Genomic DNA, 17507 nt, shown 5'->3' on the forward strand with positions numbered 1-17507 from the left:
CTGCGCGCTCCCAGCTGGTCGCAATATGAAGCATGATTGATCGCCCGCCTGGCGCGGTGCTCAGCTCGTCCGAACTGGCAGCCCGGTCGGCCGCGCTGATGCTCGACAAGAAGGCCCGGGAGGTTGTCATTATGGATTTGCGCGGTCTTACCACCATGACCGACTTCTTCGTCCTGGGGTCGGGGGAATCCGACGTGCAGGTGAAGGCCATCGTGGATCATATTGATCACTCTCTGCGAGCCGAGCATAGCCGCCCCTACCACATCGAGGGAGCCCGACAACTTTCCTGGGTGCTCATGGATTACATTGATGTCATCGCCCATGTTTTTCTGTCGGAGGCGCGCGAATTCTATGGGCTGGAACGCCTGTGGGCCGACGCAAAGATGTCCACCATCGATGAGCCCCGCCCGTGATCGACCAGCTGCGCACTCAACTCGCCGGGGCACTGCAACAGCTGGACATCGAACCGGATGACATGGTGCTGAAACGCCCGAAACGTGCTGCCCACGGCGACCTGGCCAGCAATGCGCCCCTGGTCTACGCCAAACAGGCTGGCCGGCCCCCCATGCAGCTGGCTGAAGCGCTCAAGGAGCGGCTCACCTTGGACCCAAAACTCATTGCCAAGGTCGACGTCGCGCCGCCCGGTTTTCTCAACTTCACCGTGGCCGATCAGTTCCTGCGCGGCCAGCTCCTCACCGCCCTGGACCAGGCTGGCGACTACGGCAAATCCGGAATCGGAGCGGGCCAGCGCGCGCTGGTGGAGTTCGTCAGCGTCAACCCCACCGGACCCTTGACGGTGGGGCATGGCCGCGGCGCCATTCTAGGCGACGCGGTGAGCAACATTCTGGCCTGGAATGGCTACCACGTGGAGCGGGAGTATTACTACAACAATGCGGGGCGGCAAATGCGGCTGCTGGGCGAATCGGTGCAGGCCCGCTACCGGGAGCTGCTCGGGCTGGAGGCCAGCTTCCCTGAAGATGGCTACGAGGGCGATTACATCCGTGAGATCGCCCAGGCCCTGATTGCCGGCAATGGTGTGGACCAGGCCGACGCAGATGACAGCAAACCGTTTACCGCGGCAGCGGAACGGACCATTTTTGAGGACATCAAGTCTACGTTGAAACAACTGGGCGTTACGCTGGATTCTTACTTTAACGAGAACCGTCTATACGAATCGGGTGCGCTGGAGAACGTCCTCACCAAGCTTCGGGAGCACCAGCTGGCCTACGAGCAAGATGGCGCCACTTGGCTGAAGGCCACCGCTCTGGGCCGTGCCGACGACCGCGTATTGGTCAAGCAGACCGGTGAGCCCACCTACCGCCTGCCCGACATCGCCTACCACGCCCACAAGCTGGACCGCGGCTTTGACCTGATCGTGGACGTTTTCGGGGCCGACCATCAGGACACCTATCCCGATGTCCTGGCGGGGCTCCGTGGGCTGGGCTATGACACCACCCACATCCGGGTGCTCATCCACCAGTTTGTCACCCTCACCCAGGGCGGGCAAACGGTGAAGATGTCCACCCGCAAGGCGACCTTCGTCACCTTGGAGGAGCTCATCCAGGAGGTGGGCCCGGATGTGGCCCGGTACTTTTTCATCATGCGGACCATGGACTCACACCTCCAGTTTGACCTGCAGCTGGCCCGCAAGTCCTCCGATGAGAATCCCGTCTACTATCTGCAGTACGCCCACGCGCGGATGGTCAATGTCGCCCATCATGCCGCGGCCAGTGGCCACGTCCTCGACCCCGGCCGGGCGCAGCTGAGGCTGCTCACCCTTCCGGAGGAGCGCGCGCTCATGGTCACGCTGTGGCGGTTCCCCGAAGTGGTGTCCCAGGTTCTCGACTCGCTGGAACCCCAGACGGTGGCGGCTTATCTACAGGAGTTGGCGGCGGACTACCACCGCTACTACGCCGCAGGCCGGGTGGTCACCAAGGACGAGGCGCTCACCGCCGCGCGGCTGGTGCTTACCGCCGCCTGCCGCCAGACCATGGCCAACGGCCTGGCCATTCTGGGCGTCGCTGCGCCGGATAGGCTGTAGCCCGTGGACGTGCCGTTCTTTCTACTGGCGCTATCCTCGCTGTTCACGCTGGTCAACCAGTGGGCATCAGCCCGCCACGCGCCTGTGGACAACCGCCGCTGTCGCCTGTAACATTGGCGGCGGGCTCACCCCCCAGCAACGTCACACATCACCAGCGAGAGGACCTGCCATGGAAAGATTCCTGATCGAGGTGCCCCACGACCGGAAGGACTGCGCTCAGGCCGCCAAGATTTTTATGGAGAGCGGCTCCCACTTTATGACCCACGCCGACTACGGCTGCGAGGACGGCGAGCACAAGGCGTGGATGATCGTGGAACTGGATGACAAGGCGGCGGCCCGGGCGGTGCTGCCCCCGGCCTACCGGGCCCAGGCCAAAATCGTGAAACTCGCCAACTACTCCGATGTGCTTAGGGGCATAGAGGATATGCATGAGGGCATAGAGCGCCACTTCAGCGGCTAGGCGTGCAGCCCGGTGAGCCCCCTACAGCTCTGCCGGAGCCCGGCATCCCGGCCACCTCAACCCCACCCCAGCAGGGCTCTCCAGCCATCGGGCCGCCCATTTTCATCTACAGGGCGGGTCAGAAACAATAGTTCAGCACCCAGGCCGTTAGGTTTTGCAAGCATGCAGGACCTATTGTGGTATACTTAACTGAAAATGGCCGCATCAAAGTAATCTTGGAGCAATACCTATGAAAGCGATTGTATGCACAAAATACGGACCACCGGATGTTCTTCAGCTCCAAGAGGTAGAAAAACCTGTTCCTAAAGATAATGAAGTACTCATAAAGGTTCACGCAGCAACAGCAACAACATCGGGTCTCTCCGGTCGAAAAGGTGAACCATTTATTGCTAGACTATTCACTGGTCTCACAAAACCTAAAAAAAACATACTCGGGATTGAGCTAGCCGGGGAAATTGAAGTCGTTGGAAAAGATGTAAAATTATTTAAAATCGGTGACCAAATTTTGGGACATGCCGGGCTCGGCTTCGGTGCTTATGCTGAGTTCATTTCTCTGCCTGAAAACGCGGCATTGGTCATAAAACCTACCAATATGTCTTATGAGGAATCTGTCGCTGTTGTTGAAGGGACATTAACAGCATTACATTTTTTTAGGGGTAAGGGAACTATTCAGAGTGGACAAAAAGTACTTATCAATGGCGCTTCTGGATCTGTAGGTACTGCTTCGATACAGGTTGCCAAGTACTTTGGGGCAGAAGTGACCGGCGTCTGCAGCACAACAAATATAGAACTGGTGAAATCTCTGGGCGCCGATACAGTCATTGATTATACCCAAGAGGATTTTACCAAAGGTGGTGCTACCTATGATGTTATTTTTGACACGGTAGGCAAGAGTTCATTTTCACGTTGTAAAGGCTCGCTAAAGCAAAAGGGTGTCTATCTTGATGCCGGTAGGGCCGCAACTATATTTCCAATGTTATGGACTTCAATATTCGGCAGTAAAAAAGCCATTATTAAGGCCACGTATGTGAGGCCACCAGAGAAAATCAAGAAAGATTTAGTTTTCCTCAAAGAGCTGATTGAGACGGGAAAGATAAAGCCGGTCATCGATAGACGCTATCCGTTGGAACAAACTGCCGAGGCTCACCGGTATGTTGAAAAAGGGCACAAAAAGGGGAATGTGGTCATAACTGTGGAGCATAATAACAAAACCTAATAAATCAGGAGAAATTGAAATGACAAACCGTATCGCTGATATATCACTACGCCAAGCTGCCCTGGTCGCAGGGTTCGGGTATCTAATCATTTTTATATTCGGTGGCTTCGCTAGTTTCTCTGGGATTTCTGTGCCGGGGAATGCAGCAGCAACAGCCGATAATATTATGGCTTCTGAGTCACTATTTCGCATGGGTATTGCTAGCTGGCTATTCGCGCTTACGGCTGATGCGATTGTAGCTTGGGCGCTCTATGTTTTCCTCAAACCAGTAAGTAAGAGTCTCTCGCTGCTCGCGGCGTGGTTGCGGTTGGTGTTTGTCGCTGTTTTTGTACTCAATCAGCTCAATCTTGTTTTTGCTTGGCAACTTCTAAGTGGTTCGGACTATGCCACAGTATTTGAACCCAATCAGTTGCATGCTCAAGCGATGCTATTTCTTAATGCGTACGAATATGGAATGCATATTTCATTCATATTTTTTGGCCTGCATATATTTGTCCTTGGTTATTTGATTTTCAAGTCGGACTACATTCCCAGAATTTTGGGCGTCCTGTTGATAATTGCATCTGTAGGCTATCAAATAGATAGTTTTGGAAATTTTCTTTCATCCCGCTACGCCAACAACGAAGCATTATTTTTAGTGTTTGTTGCCGTGCCTGCGGTTATTGCGGAATTTTCACTTAACTTGTGGCTTTTGATTAAAGGTGGAAAGGACGAACAGCAGGAGAAACGTGCTCTTGAATCTGCCTAACCTAACCCATGCCGAAGGGATAAGGAGTTCGTTTTCGAGCCAGCGCCCGGCGGCACCGTCAAATCTGTTGGGTGCGGGAGCCGGTCAATCCGGGGTGCACCGACGCCGCGCTACCAGGCCAACTCCAACGCCCGGGCCAGGTAGGCCGCTAACGGGGCCATAGCGCGGTAGCTGCTGGCCGCCTGCTCCACGAATCCCGGCGACGTCACTTCCCTGCTGCTCAGCCGTACGGACGCGGTAAAATCCTTCCGGCGCAGGTCATCGGCAAAGGGGTGGTCGGGGCCGAATTCTTTGGGTACCCGCTTGAGCTGCTCGCCCTCCACGCCGTTGGTAGTGCTTAAAAACGCCTGCCCGGTTGTCGCTTTGCGCCAATCTTCAGGGTGCGCGGCGATGTGGTTGCGGATTTGATAGGCCGAGGGGGTCGCCGGACGCCATACGCCACAGCCGAGCAGACTTTTCTCCGGACCCAGGTGCACATAAAATCCCAGGGAGTGGGCATCGCCGCTACTGCTGTGCTGAAAGTGGGCAGCGGCGTGGGTCTTGTAGGGCGTTTTGTCCTTGGAGAAACGGGTGTCGCGGTAAATTCGGAACATGGAACCGCCCACCGGCTTCGGGCTGGCCACGATGTGGGCCGAAAGCTCGGCCAGCGGCGCTTGCATCATGACGATGAACTGGAGCATGGGGTCGCGCACATCTGAGTGGTACCGCTCCTTGTTGGCATTGAACCACTGGCGGTTGTTATTCTCGCTGAGTTCCTTGAGAAAGTCAAACAGCGCAGGCGAAAAGGGTGACTTCGAACTGCTCATGAAATATCCCTGTTGATGCTGTTATTACAGGCAAAATGGATGACAAAATAAGAGTGGCAAGAATTCGGCTTGATACTTGATACTAAAATACCCGGCCCATCCATTCCCGGAAGGTGGTGGTACACTCTTGGGTATGGTGTGGAGGCGGCCTTGGCCTGTTGGCCTACGGCCGGAGGGAGGGAGTCGAAGGCTCGCCGTAGGCAGTAGCCTGCTGGCTACGCTGAGGCCCCCCGATCAGATAGTGGAGGCGGGGGGAGTCGAACCCCCGTCCGAAGAAGTGGTCCAGGCGGCGTCTACACGCATAGTCCGCTGATGGGTCTCACCGCTTCTTGGTCAACGGACAAACGCCGAAGCGGCCAGCCTGAAAAGGTCTCGTTCCTGCCCCTCAGGCGCAGACAGGAACCAGTCTGCAGCGATGACGCCGAGACCCGGGAGGGCAGACACCCCCCGGGGCGACGGGCCTATGCTATTTAAGCGTAGGCCATGCCGTAGTTATCGGCACTTGTTGGTCTGCCCGGATGATTTGACGAGGTGACCAGACATCCTCGACGCGCAACCACGTGCACCTGCCAATCCGTCGAAACCGTTTCGCCCCCAATGTCAAAGAGCGCCCAGCGAGGCACCCCAAGGGTGCTTTTGGGCCGCTGGTAATATAATTTGTCACCCGGCCAATCCCAACACTTAGTCGTGCCGGACCAGCACCTGCAGATTTCAAACATCAGGAGGCGCCCATGACCAGAATCAGTGCCGAAACGCTGCCCAAGTTCCAGAAGTTCCTCTCGGATCAGGGGTTGGATGCCTGGCTGCTGTATGACTTCCAGGGACTCAACACCTTCGCCCGCCAGTTCGTGCCGCTGGATGAGGGGCTGATCACGCGCCGCTGGTTCTACCTGCTGCCTGCCACCGGCAGCCCCGCGGCCCTGGTCCACCGCATTGAGGAGCACTACTTTGAGGGGCTGCCGGGCAAACGGATTCCCTACAGCGGCTGGCAGGAACTCCACCATGCCCTTGGTGAGCTGCTGGCCGGACACCATCGGGTGGCCATGGAGTACTCCCCGGAATGTGCCCTGCCGTATGTGAGCAAGATCGACGCAGGCACCCTGGAGCTGGTGCGCAGCTCCGGCGTAGAGGTGGTCTCATCCGGCGACATCATCCAGTACTTCCACTCCCGCTGGAGCCACAAGGGCTATACCGCCCACATGGCTACCGTGGCGCTTATGCATCAGATTCGGGAACGGGCCTTCGCCACGGCGGCCAAGGCTGTGCGCGACGGGCAGAAGCTCTCTGAATACGAGCTCCAGCAGGCGATGATGAGCGACATGACTGCTGCGGGACTGTACGCGGATCATCCGCCCATTGTGGCCGTGGATGCCCATGCTGCCCTGCCCCACTACTCGCCCACCGAGAGCAATCCCAGCCCCATCGAGGCTGGCAGCCTGCTCCTCATCGACATGTGGGCCAAACAGAGCGACGAGCCGGAAGCCACCTACGTGGACATCACCTGGACCGGGTATGCCGGGGAACAGGTGCCCGGTAAAATCGCCCAGGTTTTTAGCGTTGTCAAGGAGGCGCGGGATGCGGCGGTGGGGTTTATGGAGCGGCGCCTGGCTGCGGGCCAGCCGGTGGCGGGCTGGGAGGTGGACGAGGCCTGCCGGGCGGTGGTCACTGAGGCCGGATATGGTCCCCATTTTACCCACCGCACCGGCCACAGCATCGACGTTGAAGTGCACGGCGCGGGGGTTAACATCGATGCCTTGGAGGTGCGGGACGACCGCCAATTGATCCCCGGTGTGGGCTTCAGCATCGAGCCGGGTATCTACCTGCCGGGCGAGTTCGGCATCCGCAGCGAGATCGACGCCTACATCAGCGACACAGGTGTGGAAGTGACGACGACTCCTTCGCAGGAAGAAGTGCTGCCGCTGCTGGCCATGTTCTAGAGGGAGCCTCCGGCCGCGCAGCAAGCGTGGTATCCCTTGCTATTGGGGGGCCGCAACCCTTAAAATGTTGCCGGCTATCGCTAACCATATTGCACTTCATTAACCCGCAGCGCTGGAGGAGCAAGACTTGATCAACTTGGGGAGACCCACAAAACTGGTCGCTTTAGGCCTGGTTCTGATCTGGGGCCTGGTCTTGGTGACGCCGGCTCGCGCCAACATCATATTCTTCACCACCATCATGAGGAACTGCCAGCACTACCGGGTATCGGCGGACATGGTGCAGATGAACCTGGAAAAGAATGAGAACGGCGAGCTTGTATTTTACCTGACCTTGCCCAGCCGCCGGAACAATTTTGAAGAAGTGATACTGGTTGGGTATGTGGCTACCAGCCACGCCATCGCGCGCACCGGTTTGAACGTGATCGATATTTATGTAGCCGCGGTTTCCAGGACGGATGATGTGCAAATGACGACCCGGGCCAAAACGACGTTGGCTGAAAAGCTCCGCCAAGGCGAGATCAAAACACATGAGTTCATGCGTCAAATTGAGTGGGTTGAATAAGGAGGATTGACGTGCTGTCATTTGGTGATACCCTGGTCCTTTACCTCAGAACCATCGGCTGGGCGCTGGCAGTTTCTATCGGCTTTTCGCTGGGAACAGCCATTGCCGTCCTGATTTTTGCGCTCATATCGCGTGACATCGACGAGTGGGCAGAAATCAGAAACAAGAATTATGGTGTGGCGGCGATCTTCGTCGCATTGATCGTCATGATCGGCCTGCTGGTGATGAGCGTGGTCTAGCGGCCGGCGACCCACTTCCCACACCGGTTTTCGTACCTGCCCACGGCGTCCGCGCGACGCCAAAATTGTCGTGTTGCCGCGGGCGTCCGTCCTCAGCAGCCTGCCGACGGGCTAGCCAGTGACGTCTCACCGTTCATACACCTGAAGTAACCCCTAACTCAGGACGGTTTTCCCTGCTTGGGGCTTTTGATTTGAGTCCAGGCAGGGGGTAAATTTGCCCGCCGCGCCACTAGCTCAACTGGTAGAGCAGCGGACTCTTAATCCGTTGGTTGCAGGTTCGAGTCCTGTGTGGCGCACGCCTCCGTTCCCGTCGGCAAGCCCCCGAAATAGACCCAGAACAGCTCCCAAGCCCCTCGTCCAAACTCCCGCAAAGAACCGCAAGAACCGCACCCACAGGCGGATACGGAACCGGATACGGTGGGAGCCATCGTCCCCCGGGCGGCCGCCGCCTCCCGAATCCCGAAGCTTCGGGACGGGACAAGTTATGGCGGGGCAGGTGTCACGCTCCCCGACGAGAGCGGTGACCGGCTCGCCGTGGCGGACTCCCCGAGGCGGTTACGCCCAAGGTCTACGGCCTGGGACGGCCAGGGCCGAGGCCCCCTCCCCCCTGGCGGTATCACGCCCACCGACGGAAGGGGTGATACCGAAGTGATACCAAGATGACTCGTCGGGCGGGGCGGGGTGCGCGTGAAAATTGTCAAAGAGCCGGGGCCCGCCGCCTCCCGATGGATCGGGACAAGTTCCGGCGGGGCGAAGGAAGGTAAGGCGGTGCCGCTGGTCGGGGTAGGGTGAGGATTGACGCGGGGGGCTAGCTCGGTCGAGGTGGAGTGGGACTTTCAATGGGCCTGAATCCCTCGAGAAGCCCCGCACCGGACTGTCATCCAGAGTGGCCGCTGCAGCCGCAGCTAAGTATTCCCGGACAAAGTGAGTGCTGCTTTGCCCCCTGCCATGCAGCCTTTAGCAACGACTTACCAGCGCCAGGATTTGAACCTACGAGGCCCTGCTCCCCAAGTTGCAGACGCGACTTCCGATACAAATAATCTTGACAAGCAAGAATAAGGCAGGATAAGTTGGCGCAACCGATTGCATTGAAATCATGGCCGCCAACGCCGTAGATCTGCTCCTGTCAAGAATTGAAAGCGGGAACAAACCGTCCTTTGTGACCACTAAACTCGATGCAGAGTTTATACTGCACAGTTCCACCGGAGCCTTGAACCAGTGTAGTGGCCGGCAAGCAGGGATCGTTCTGCCTTCCGGCAGCAATTTGTTAAAGCAGGATAAGGTAAATCATGCGCGAACTGAGTTTTGACATAGTCGTACTGGGGCAAATCACCAAGGATAAGCTCGTTATGCGCGGCATCGAGACGGAAGCGCCGGGTGGTGCCGTGTACTATTGCGGATTGGCGCTGTCCAAGTTGGAAATCAAAGCCGGGGTCATAACCCTCATCAATAAAGACGATGATCACTATTTGGATGCCTTCAGAAATAATGGTGTCGATGTCTTCTCGTTCGAAACAGCCAGAACAACCGAGTTCACGAATACGTATCCGTCCAAAGATCTTGACAAAAGAATATCTGAGGCCACGGCATTTGCAGGCCCATTTACGACCGCACATATTCCGGCGATTGAAACGAAGATCCTTCATATCGGATCGCTGATGGCAGGCGAAGTTCCAGATGATCTGGTTCATTATATCGTGGAGCGATTTCCCAAAGTGTCTCTTGACCTGCAGGGCTTTCTTAGAGTTCCTGAGGAAAAGAATCTGGTGTTTAAGGATTGGCCTGCCAAAAAGGATGCCTTAAGGAATATTCACACCGTTAAGGCGGATAGGGTGGAGGCAGAAGTGATTACTGGTGAGAAGGATATGGCCAAAGCAGCCAAAATCATCGTGAGCTGGGGTCCGCGTGAAGTCGTTATTACCTATGCGGACGGCGTCCTGGTTTATGCGGACGAAGAAATATTTGAGGTTCCTTTTGTGATCGAGTCGCTGAAGGGGCGAACCGGACGCGGGGATACCTGTATTTCCGCCTATCTTGCCAGCCGTCTCAAGTGGTCACCAGGTGACTCTGCCAAGTTTGCTGCTGCCATGACATCGCTGAAGTTGGAAAAAGAAGGACCCTTCGATCGATCATATCAAGATGTCATTCATAAATTGGCATCCGACTATCATTACCAGGGACCGACCGCATGAGCCCCATTAGAACGGGTTTCATAGGTGCCGGAGAAATCGCCCGCAGCCATGCTGGTATTCTAAAGGCAAATCCGGATGTAATCCTGGGGACGGTGTATGATATCAAAGATGATATTAGCGTGCAGTTTGCCTCAGAGCATGGCATGCAGTGTCTCTCGAGCATGGAGGCGGTGATTGATGATTCCGATGCCATATATATTGCTTCCCCCAATAGATTTCATGCGGAATTGACCTGTCAGGCTTTAGGGCAAAATAAGCATGTTTTTTGCGAAAAGCCCTTTGCCCTGAACCTTTCCGATGCCCAGAGGATCATCGAAGTCAGTGAAGGAAATGGGCAAATCTACCAGTTGGGGTTTAATCGCCGATTTGCACCGGTCTATTTGAAAATGAAGCAATTGATTGCGGCGGGTGAAATCGTCCCGCAGTCTTTCAATATCAAAATGAACCGGGGAGAGCTCCAGGTACCCGCATGGGCAAGTAACCCGGACGTAACGGGAGGATTTCTTTTCGATACGACCCTTCATCTGGTAGATATTGTCAGATATCTGTTTGGAGAGGTAACAAAAGTAACCGCCGTAGGATCGAAATCGATCTATGCATGTGTCGATGATTTCTCCATGATATTTGAATTGGAAAGCGGCGTTCATGGTGTCTTTTCTTCAACGGCGCATGCCACCTGGCTATTCCCCTTTGAAAGGCTTGAAATCTATGGGGATCACAGTTCGATCTATAATGATGAGATGGAAGCAGTCTCCTATTGCCCGAATTTGGAAGCCGAGACGGAAAAATTGGAATACTCCCAGTTGCCCATTGAAGACAGGTGGGGTTATAGACGGGAGAATAAGGCGTTTATAGATCGCATTCGTGGCAAGAAGTCAGAGGATAGCTCCCTGGTTGCAACGCAGATGGACGGGTATAAGAACATCGAGCTGCTGGAATCTATCTACGATCAGATCGGGTTGGGGCGCTGACGATCAAATGGAGCGTTTAGAGTATGGGCCATAGTATACGATTAACAACCGCCCAGGCAATTGTCAGGTTCCTTAAAGCCCAGTGGGTTGAATTCGATGAGCAAAGCCACCCGTTTTTTGCGGGCATGTTGGGGATATTTGGCCACGGCAATGTGGCCGGTATTGGGCAGGCACTGGAGCAAGATGGCGAGTTCACGCACTATTTACCGCGAAGTGAACAAGGCATGGTGCATATCGCCGCAGCATTTGCCAAGCAGCATCGGCGTCTGAAGGCCTTCGTCTGTACTTCCTCGGTGGGACCGGGCGCCACCAATATGGTTACCGGCGCCGCGGGCGCGACCATCAATCGATTGCCAGTACTCCTACTGCCGGGGGATACATTCTCAAACCGAAGCGTTGCCCCGGTGCTGCAGCAATTGGAGCATGCTCAAAGCCAGGATATATCGGTGAATGACAGCTTCATATCCGTAAGCCGGTATTGGGACCGAATCAACCGACCGGAGCAGATCCTGTCCGCATTTCCGGAAGCGATGCGGATTCTTACCAGCCCGGCGGAGACAGGCGCAGTCACCATCGCGCTACCGGAGGATGTACAGGCGGAAGCATATGACTTCCCACAGCAGTTTTTTGAAAAACGCATCTACTCGATTGCCAGGCGAGAGCCGGATGAAGCGGTACTCACCCGGTCGGTGGAGTTGATTGTGCAATCCAGGAGGCCCATGGCCATCGCCGGCGGAGGGGTGCTCTACTCCCAGGCGGAGGCTAGCCTGGCCCAATTTTGTGAAGCGACGGGCATACCCGTAGGAGAAACCCAGGCAGGCAAAGGCTCGCTACCCTGGAAGCATGGACAGAATCTCGGTGCCGTTGGCGCGACGGGCACCCTGGCGGCCAACCGAACGGCCCTGGAAGCAGACCTGGTTATCTGCCTGGGAACGCGGTTGTCCGATTTCACGACTGCCTCGAAGACTCAATTTCAAAATCCGGATGTAAAATTCATAAGCATCAACGTGAACGATTCGGACGCCCATAAGCACTCCGCGTTACCGGTTGTCGCCGACGCGAAGGCTACCCTGACCGGCATGGGTGCGAGGCTGGTTGAGCGTGGCTACCATGTGTCGAAGTCATACGCCGAATCCATCGCCGCATTAAAAGCTCAATGGGACCAGGAGGTCACCAGAATAGTTGCCCCCCGAGAAGATCAGCGGCTCACGCAGGGCGAAGTCATCGGGCTGGTGAATGACTTCATGACGGAGCGCGACACGGTGGTGGCGGCGGCGGGAAGCCTGCCAGGGGATATGCATAAACTGTGGCGCATCGATAATGGCGATCAGTATCACATGGAATATGGTTACTCATGCATGGGCTATGAAATAGCCGGCGGGTTGGGTGCGCGCATGGCCAAGGAAGACGGCGATGTGATCGTCATGGTGGGTGACGGCTCCTACCTTATGATGCACACGGAACTGGTAACTTCAATCCAGGAGCGTCATAAGATGATTGTGGTCCTGCTGGACAACCAAGGATTTGGCAGCATTAACGCTCTGGCCGGTAGTCTGGGGAGCCTGGGGTTTGGTAATCGGTACCAGGTGCGCGACCCCAAGACGAAGAAATTGACAGGTGAATATATGAAAATTGACTTTGCGCAGAACGCAGCATCCCTGGGTGCCCATGGCATTGAGGCCCATACGCGCGAAGAAATCAAAGCGGCCCTTGAACAGGCGAGATCCAACCAGAAGATCACACTCATTCATATTGCTATCGGGCCGTCAGACGTGCCCGGCTACGATACCTGGTGGGAAGTGCCAGTGGCAGAGGTGTCCGATATGCCGTCTGTGAAGCAAGCCAGGGACGAGTATGACAAAAGCCTTCAGAAGAAGCGGCAATTTTAGAATGTTCAGGTCCCGGTCATCCAGTCCCGGCAGGGCGTGGTCGCGCAGACGACCCATACAGAGGGAACGGCCAAGGAATGATTTGGAATAAAATCAAGTTTGGGATAGCCCCCATCAACTGGAGCAACGATGATCTGCTTGAACTGGGAGCGGATATCACGCTTGAGCAATGTCTTGGGGACATGCAGAAAGCCGGGTTTTCCGGCACGGAGATGGGCCACAAGTATCCAACGGAAGCCCAGCGGCTCAAACCCATACTCGATGCCTATAATTTGGATCTGGCCTCTGGCTGGTTCTCAACCTACTTTGTCCAAAACACCAACCCGGAAGAAGAATTGGACCGGTTGGGAAAATCGCTCCAGTTTCTCTCCGCCATGGGAACGAAGACCATTAACCTCGCGGAATGCAGCGGAGCAGTGCATAATGCGAGGCATATTCCCCTTTCACAAAAACCGGTGTTCGATGATAAAGATTGGGACCGCCTTATCCAGGGATTGAGTAAAGCTGGGCAGTTATGCCATACCTATGGAATCCAGGCCGGGTACCATCATCACATGGGTACCGGAATAGAAACCTATGAAGAAATTGAGCGGTTAATGAAATCGACCAACCCTGACACGATCTCCCTGTGCGCCGATACGGGTCACCTCCGTTATGCCGGTATGGATCCGCTAGACGTATTTAAGAAATTCAGTGATCGTATCATACATATTCACCTCAAGGATGTCCGCAGGAATATCTTAGAGTCAGGACCAAGCGACAAAAGCTCATTTCTCGATTCAGTCCTGGAGGGGGTATTTACAGTGCCTGGTGATGGCATGATTGATTTTGTGCCTATCTTTGAGGTGGTCGTCGAATCCGTCTACGAGGGTTGGATGATTGTGGAAGCGGAACAGGATCCGGCCAAAGCCGATCCTCTTCAATATGCTCAAATGGCCGCTGAATATTTAGGCAGCATCTTCTCATCATAAAACCGGGAGATTTGAACGGTGGCCATTAATCTCGTCCGATTTGTGCCGCTAATTCTGGTTGTTAGTGCTCCGATTGTGCCGACTACCGGGGAGCAAATGAGCGCTACTTCTGCTTTAACGGAAGATATGATTTTGCCTCAGCCGCAATCACGACCGGGATCATATTTTGATGAGGGCGACAAGTACCTTGATCTGTTCAGAGTGGGTGGGAAGGCAAAAAGAGAGAATTTCAAGCTAGCTACGGAGCACTACATCAAGGGCCTTGAACAGGGAACGGGTGACAGGGCCTACTACACAAATCGCCTGGGCTATGCTTATCATTTGGAGAGGCGCCTGAAGGAGGCCAGCGAAAGATATCATCAGGTCCTGGCCATGGATCCGCCTGCAGTGCTGACGTCCGCTGAATTTGACCTGGTGGTTCGATTGGCGCCAAGGCTGTATGTTCATGCAGCTGAATACTTTGAGCTGGAAGATGTGGCCGTCATATTGCACCCGGAAAAACCCATCATTGAATATAGTCTGTTTTGGGATGATGACATCGATTTCCCGGCCGACAACGACCCCACCGACCATGAAAAGGTCTGGATTGAATATGATCCTGCCGCCGGTGAATTTGTACAGCTCTTCACCTATTTCCACAGGGCCATCCTAAGCACGGACGAAGCCAGGCAGGAGGCCAGGCAAAACAACGGCAGGGCACGAGTCAATGTACAGTGGGGCGGGCATGGATCATTACCGGTTGGGTGGGAAAAAATAAAGCCTGAGCAAATAGCGGTAAAATATGAGTATGTTGATAAGCCCGCTACCATCGACGATATGCGCACCAGGTTTGATAGGCATGAAAAGAGCATCAAGAGCCCGGATCATCCCCTGGCAAAAGGGTGGCCCACCTTTTTTGACGGAGACTGGGAAGATTATGTCACCTTCGACAAATACATCGATTTGCCCACTCTAATGCGGGAAAAGAAAATGGCCATGAAAAGTCAATGGCCGAATGCAGTTATAGACCAGTACTTTCTTGATTACCAGTTTTTTCCCAAAAGGGAGTGGCCTTTTCTTAGTCCATGACCTCCTTGTCATGAAGGGTTACGGACGTTGGCAGGGGGCCGTGACAGTAGGCAAAATGAGGCCCAGGGGAACATCATGACGTTGGGTAAGTATGCTCTCAGTTTCTTTGCCCGACTTCATAGGCGCTTCAATTTCCAACTTTCCAATTTCAAAGGGCCACTTTTCAAGCTAGTGCTATGTTTCCTCCCTTGCAAAATTACCGGAATTCTGCCAAAGGTGGGACCGCCAATTGTCGGGTAATATCACCATTCCAAAAAGCTACCATGGGTATACCGGTCGATTCGATACTGTCCAATAATTCTTGATTAATCGTGATATGGGCAGCGCTTCGTAACTCCGTAATCTTATCGGCAATCATTGCGGGCAGAGTCAATGTTGTATCCCTCTCTGCAAAAGTTTTGACCCCCTGCTGATATAGAAAATACCGCGCCCACATCTGAACGTTGCTCTCGACACGCTGCTTGGATTCCAAACCCAACTGTTTGGCTCGTTCCGCTAAATATTGATCACGGACAGCTGCTTTTAAAAACCGCGTAAGCGTCGCCCGTAATGTCTTGGAACTCTTTGAATTGATGCGAAAATTGTATTTCCTCAGAATACTCAGTACGTCCCGGCCGGTCCAGGTATAATCCGGCGTTTCCACTACTGGTAGCTCCAAATTATAGTTTTTACGAATATTGATTTCATTCCCGGGAAGGGGGGGATGAGGGAGTGTATCCTCCGAAATAATTCCTAACCTAGCTTCAATATATCGCGAAATTTCAAGAAATCCAGTGGCTCTTTGGGTTATGCCTAGGGGAGTTAAATATCTGTCCACATACTCATTGGCTAGGCGGAGTTCGGTGCGTGCTTGAAGCACTTGTTTGATTCTTTGCCATTTTAAGGAATACTCATATTCGGTGATAATAACATCTTGCTCCATACTTCTAACTGCAAAAATAAGATAAACGTTGTTTAATTCTAATAAATCTGAAGATTCACCCAGCTCCAACTGGTAGGCAATATTTTCAATGCTGATCGGTACCGTTCCATCGCCCCAGTGAAACGATGAATTGTTCACGTGAATAAAGGGATTATCTGTTGATTCATTTACCAGGTCGGTAAATGTTTTTCCGGCGTGTATGGAATGACGCCACATTTCGCTTATCGCTTGATTTTCAGTAAATAGAGTCTGAATTGATAATTGCCGAGTAGATTTCAAGACAGCCAGCTGAATATATTCGGAATCGGGCTCCGCACTTTTTCTAAATATCTCAAAGAACAGTTCCCGAATAAGCGCTTGTTGTTTAACAAAATCCAGCGCTTCCTGGTAATCTGGCGACGCTGTGAGACCCTCATTCTCAGCCCATTCACTCACAACCAGTTCATCAATCAGGATATCTAATACTTGATTATTCCTGCCCTTCAATTCGTGAAATTCCGGCAGTATCGTTAACTCTAACCTGTTCACTAATTCTTCTTTGGTAATCGGAACCCCATTCACATGGGCTACCGTTTGGGCCGGGAGCGGAGCTGTCTTCTCCGCGCAAGAGATTATTAGAAAAGTAGCAATTAGTGGGAGATAACTTAGCAGCTTGGGCATATCTGGAGTTATTAACGGGAGTGGATGCGATCGATTAGGTTCATCGCCTGGCCAAAGACCAAGGGGGCGTGTAGAGTGAAACGATAGTAAGGGAAGCCGCATTGACGGCCTGGAATGGATCTGGGTCTGAGGATATTTGAAGCGTAGGTTGACTGCAATGTGCGAAATACAAAGAGTAAGGCACCCCCGTTACTTGAGTCAATACGCGTGGCGTAATCCCGCGGGAATCCCTTCGGTACACGTATCACAGGGGGAGTATGACTGCCAGCACAAACAATTACCTCAGCTACTTGAGAGGGTTAACGCTTAGTGGTTTCAAGACTTTAGACTAGCAGTCTTCAACAGGGGTCGCTTTGGCGCTAACAAAGACCCTATTGCAAGTAAAGGGGATAAATCAAAACTCTACAGCAATGGAGAATCTCGTCACGTTTTTGAGTCTCCCAAAGTCGGAGTAGGCATAGTCCAAGATGATTTTGGATCCATCCATATTCAGATTGAGACCACCGCCACCAGTAAACCCTTCCTCGGAGTCGGCCTTAAAAAGGGATTTATAGCCAAACCTGATTGACGCAAAATCAGAGAATACGTATTCCATTCCTGCGTTGACGCTTTCGGCGTTATCGCTGGGATTGAAGGCCTCAAGAGAGACTGTCAACCGGCTGCCTTTGATTCTTAAGACATCCATCGCAATTCCAGCTCTAAAAGCTAATGGTAAATCAAAGCTACCAGTCTGAATTTCAGAAACAATTCTATCATTACTGCCTTCATTAGCCTGTGCTGGGTCTGTCGGGTCTACAAGAGTGATAAGGTCTCGGCCCCTCAACC

The 17507-nt window shown here is 53.9% G+C and carries 16 protein-coding genes, 1 tRNA gene and 1 other RNA gene; 14 read left to right on the top strand and 4 right to left on the bottom strand.

What is annotated here, in order from left to right:
- Positions 1 to 32: 32 nt before the first annotated feature.
- The 5 genes from rsfS (at position 33) to IH971_03645 (ending at position 4465) form a co-directional block, all read left to right on the top strand.
- Positions 33 to 413, top strand: a complete 381-nt coding sequence (rsfS, locus tag IH971_03625) for a ribosome silencing factor (GenBank protein MCH7496925.1) — start codon at positions 33 to 35, stop codon at positions 411 to 413.
- Positions 410 to 2041: an arginine--tRNA ligase gene (locus tag IH971_03630; GenBank protein MCH7496926.1), complete on the top strand. Its 1632-nt coding sequence runs from the start codon at positions 410 to 412 to the stop codon at positions 2039 to 2041. The genes rsfS and IH971_03630 overlap by 4 nt, the downstream gene beginning before the upstream one ends.
- A gap of 169 nt (positions 2042 to 2210) precedes the next feature.
- The gene (locus IH971_03635; GenBank protein MCH7496927.1) at positions 2211 to 2501 is read left to right on the top strand and encodes a hypothetical protein; all 291 of its coding nucleotides are present in this window, start codon (positions 2211 to 2213) and stop codon (positions 2499 to 2501) included.
- Positions 2502 to 2730: 229 nt separating this feature from the next.
- Positions 2731 to 3717, top strand: coding sequence for an NAD(P)-dependent alcohol dehydrogenase (locus IH971_03640; GenBank protein MCH7496928.1), 987 nt, complete (start codon positions 2731 to 2733; stop codon positions 3715 to 3717).
- Between the two features lie 19 nt (positions 3718 to 3736).
- On the top strand, positions 3737 to 4465 hold the full coding sequence (locus IH971_03645; GenBank protein ID MCH7496929.1) for a DUF4386 domain-containing protein: 729 nt from the start codon (positions 3737 to 3739) through the stop codon (positions 4463 to 4465).
- 110 nt (positions 4466 to 4575) lie between these two features.
- Here the strand turns inward: IH971_03645 and IH971_03650 are convergent, their stop codons facing one another.
- On the bottom strand, positions 4576 to 5271 hold the full coding sequence (locus tag IH971_03650; GenBank protein ID MCH7496930.1) for a DUF2461 domain-containing protein: 696 nt from the start codon (positions 5269 to 5271) through the stop codon (positions 4576 to 4578).
- 239 nt (positions 5272 to 5510) lie between these two features.
- Positions 5511 to 5867: a transfer-messenger RNA gene (gene ssrA, locus IH971_03655) on the bottom strand.
- A 135-nt stretch (positions 5868 to 6002) separates the two neighbouring features.
- Here ssrA and IH971_03660 point away from each other — a divergent pair.
- The 9 genes from IH971_03660 (at position 6003) to IH971_03700 (ending at position 15100) form a co-directional block, all read left to right on the top strand.
- Positions 6003 to 7208 (top strand): aminopeptidase P family protein, encoded by a 1206-nt coding sequence (locus IH971_03660; GenBank protein ID MCH7496931.1) that lies wholly within the window; start codon positions 6003 to 6005, stop codon positions 7206 to 7208.
- 127 nt (positions 7209 to 7335) lie between these two features.
- Positions 7336 to 7770, top strand: coding sequence for a hypothetical protein (locus IH971_03665; GenBank protein ID MCH7496932.1), 435 nt, complete (start codon positions 7336 to 7338; stop codon positions 7768 to 7770).
- An 11-nt stretch (positions 7771 to 7781) separates the two neighbouring features.
- The gene (locus IH971_03670) at positions 7782 to 8009 is read left to right on the top strand and encodes a hypothetical protein (protein ID MCH7496933.1); all 228 of its coding nucleotides are present in this window, start codon (positions 7782 to 7784) and stop codon (positions 8007 to 8009) included.
- Positions 8010 to 8232: 223 nt separating this feature from the next.
- Positions 8233 to 8305 (top strand) — tRNA-Lys (locus tag IH971_03675).
- Positions 8306 to 9298: 993 nt separating this feature from the next.
- On the top strand, positions 9299 to 10201 hold the full coding sequence (locus IH971_03680) for a hypothetical protein (protein MCH7496934.1): 903 nt from the start codon (positions 9299 to 9301) through the stop codon (positions 10199 to 10201).
- Entirely contained in the window at positions 10198 to 11172 is a 975-nt protein-coding gene (locus IH971_03685; GenBank protein MCH7496935.1) for a Gfo/Idh/MocA family oxidoreductase, read from the top strand. The genes IH971_03680 and IH971_03685 overlap by 4 nt, the downstream gene beginning before the upstream one ends.
- Before the next feature lie 23 nt (positions 11173 to 11195).
- Positions 11196 to 13061 (top strand): 3D-(3,5/4)-trihydroxycyclohexane-1,2-dione acylhydrolase (decyclizing), encoded by a 1866-nt coding sequence (gene iolD / locus IH971_03690; GenBank protein ID MCH7496936.1) that lies wholly within the window; start codon positions 11196 to 11198, stop codon positions 13059 to 13061.
- Positions 13062 to 13141: 80 nt separating this feature from the next.
- Positions 13142 to 14032, top strand: a complete 891-nt coding sequence (gene iolE, locus IH971_03695; GenBank protein ID MCH7496937.1) for a myo-inosose-2 dehydratase — start codon at positions 13142 to 13144, stop codon at positions 14030 to 14032.
- 18 nt (positions 14033 to 14050) lie between these two features.
- On the top strand, positions 14051 to 15100 hold the full coding sequence (locus IH971_03700; protein ID MCH7496938.1) for a hypothetical protein: 1050 nt from the start codon (positions 14051 to 14053) through the stop codon (positions 15098 to 15100).
- 196 nt (positions 15101 to 15296) lie between these two features.
- Here IH971_03700 and IH971_03705 read toward each other — a convergent pair whose 3' ends face one another.
- Both IH971_03705 and IH971_03710 read right to left on the bottom strand, forming a co-directional pair.
- The gene (locus IH971_03705; protein ID MCH7496939.1) at positions 15297 to 16682 is read right to left on the bottom strand and encodes a hypothetical protein; all 1386 of its coding nucleotides are present in this window, start codon (positions 16680 to 16682) and stop codon (positions 15297 to 15299) included.
- A gap of 394 nt (positions 16683 to 17076) precedes the next feature.
- A partial coding sequence (locus IH971_03710; GenBank protein MCH7496940.1) for a hypothetical protein occupies positions 17077 to 17507 on the bottom strand: 431 nt, incomplete at its 5' end.

The sequence above is a fragment of the Candidatus Neomarinimicrobiota bacterium genome (assembly GCA_022560655.1).
Taxonomy (GTDB): Bacteria; Fidelibacterota; Marinisomatia; order SCGC-AAA003-L08; family TS1B11; genus JADFSS01.

What these genes read in the sequence shown, in the direction of transcription:
- IH971_03705 (MCH7496939.1), bottom strand. Translation starts at nt 16,682, where the DNA reads ATGCCCAAGCTGCTAAGTTATCTCCCACTAATTGCTACTTTTCTAATA.
- IH971_03680 (MCH7496934.1), top strand. Translation starts at nt 9,299, where the DNA reads ATGCGCGAACTGAGTTTTGACATAGTCGTACTGGGGCAAATCACCAAG.
- IH971_03660 (MCH7496931.1), top strand. Translation starts at nt 6,003, where the DNA reads ATGACCAGAATCAGTGCCGAAACGCTGCCCAAGTTCCAGAAGTTCCTC.
- IH971_03685 (MCH7496935.1), top strand. Translation starts at nt 10,198, where the DNA reads ATGAGCCCCATTAGAACGGGTTTCATAGGTGCCGGAGAAATCGCCCGC.
- iolD (MCH7496936.1), top strand. Translation starts at nt 11,196, where the DNA reads ATGGGCCATAGTATACGATTAACAACCGCCCAGGCAATTGTCAGGTTC.
- IH971_03650 (MCH7496930.1), bottom strand. Translation starts at nt 5,271, where the DNA reads ATGAGCAGTTCGAAGTCACCCTTTTCGCCTGCGCTGTTTGACTTTCTC.
- IH971_03635 (MCH7496927.1), top strand. Translation starts at nt 2,211, where the DNA reads ATGGAAAGATTCCTGATCGAGGTGCCCCACGACCGGAAGGACTGCGCT.
- IH971_03645 (MCH7496929.1), top strand. Translation starts at nt 3,737, where the DNA reads ATGACAAACCGTATCGCTGATATATCACTACGCCAAGCTGCCCTGGTC.
- IH971_03640 (MCH7496928.1), top strand. Translation starts at nt 2,731, where the DNA reads ATGAAAGCGATTGTATGCACAAAATACGGACCACCGGATGTTCTTCAG.
- rsfS (MCH7496925.1), top strand. Translation starts at nt 33, where the DNA reads ATGATTGATCGCCCGCCTGGCGCGGTGCTCAGCTCGTCCGAACTGGCA.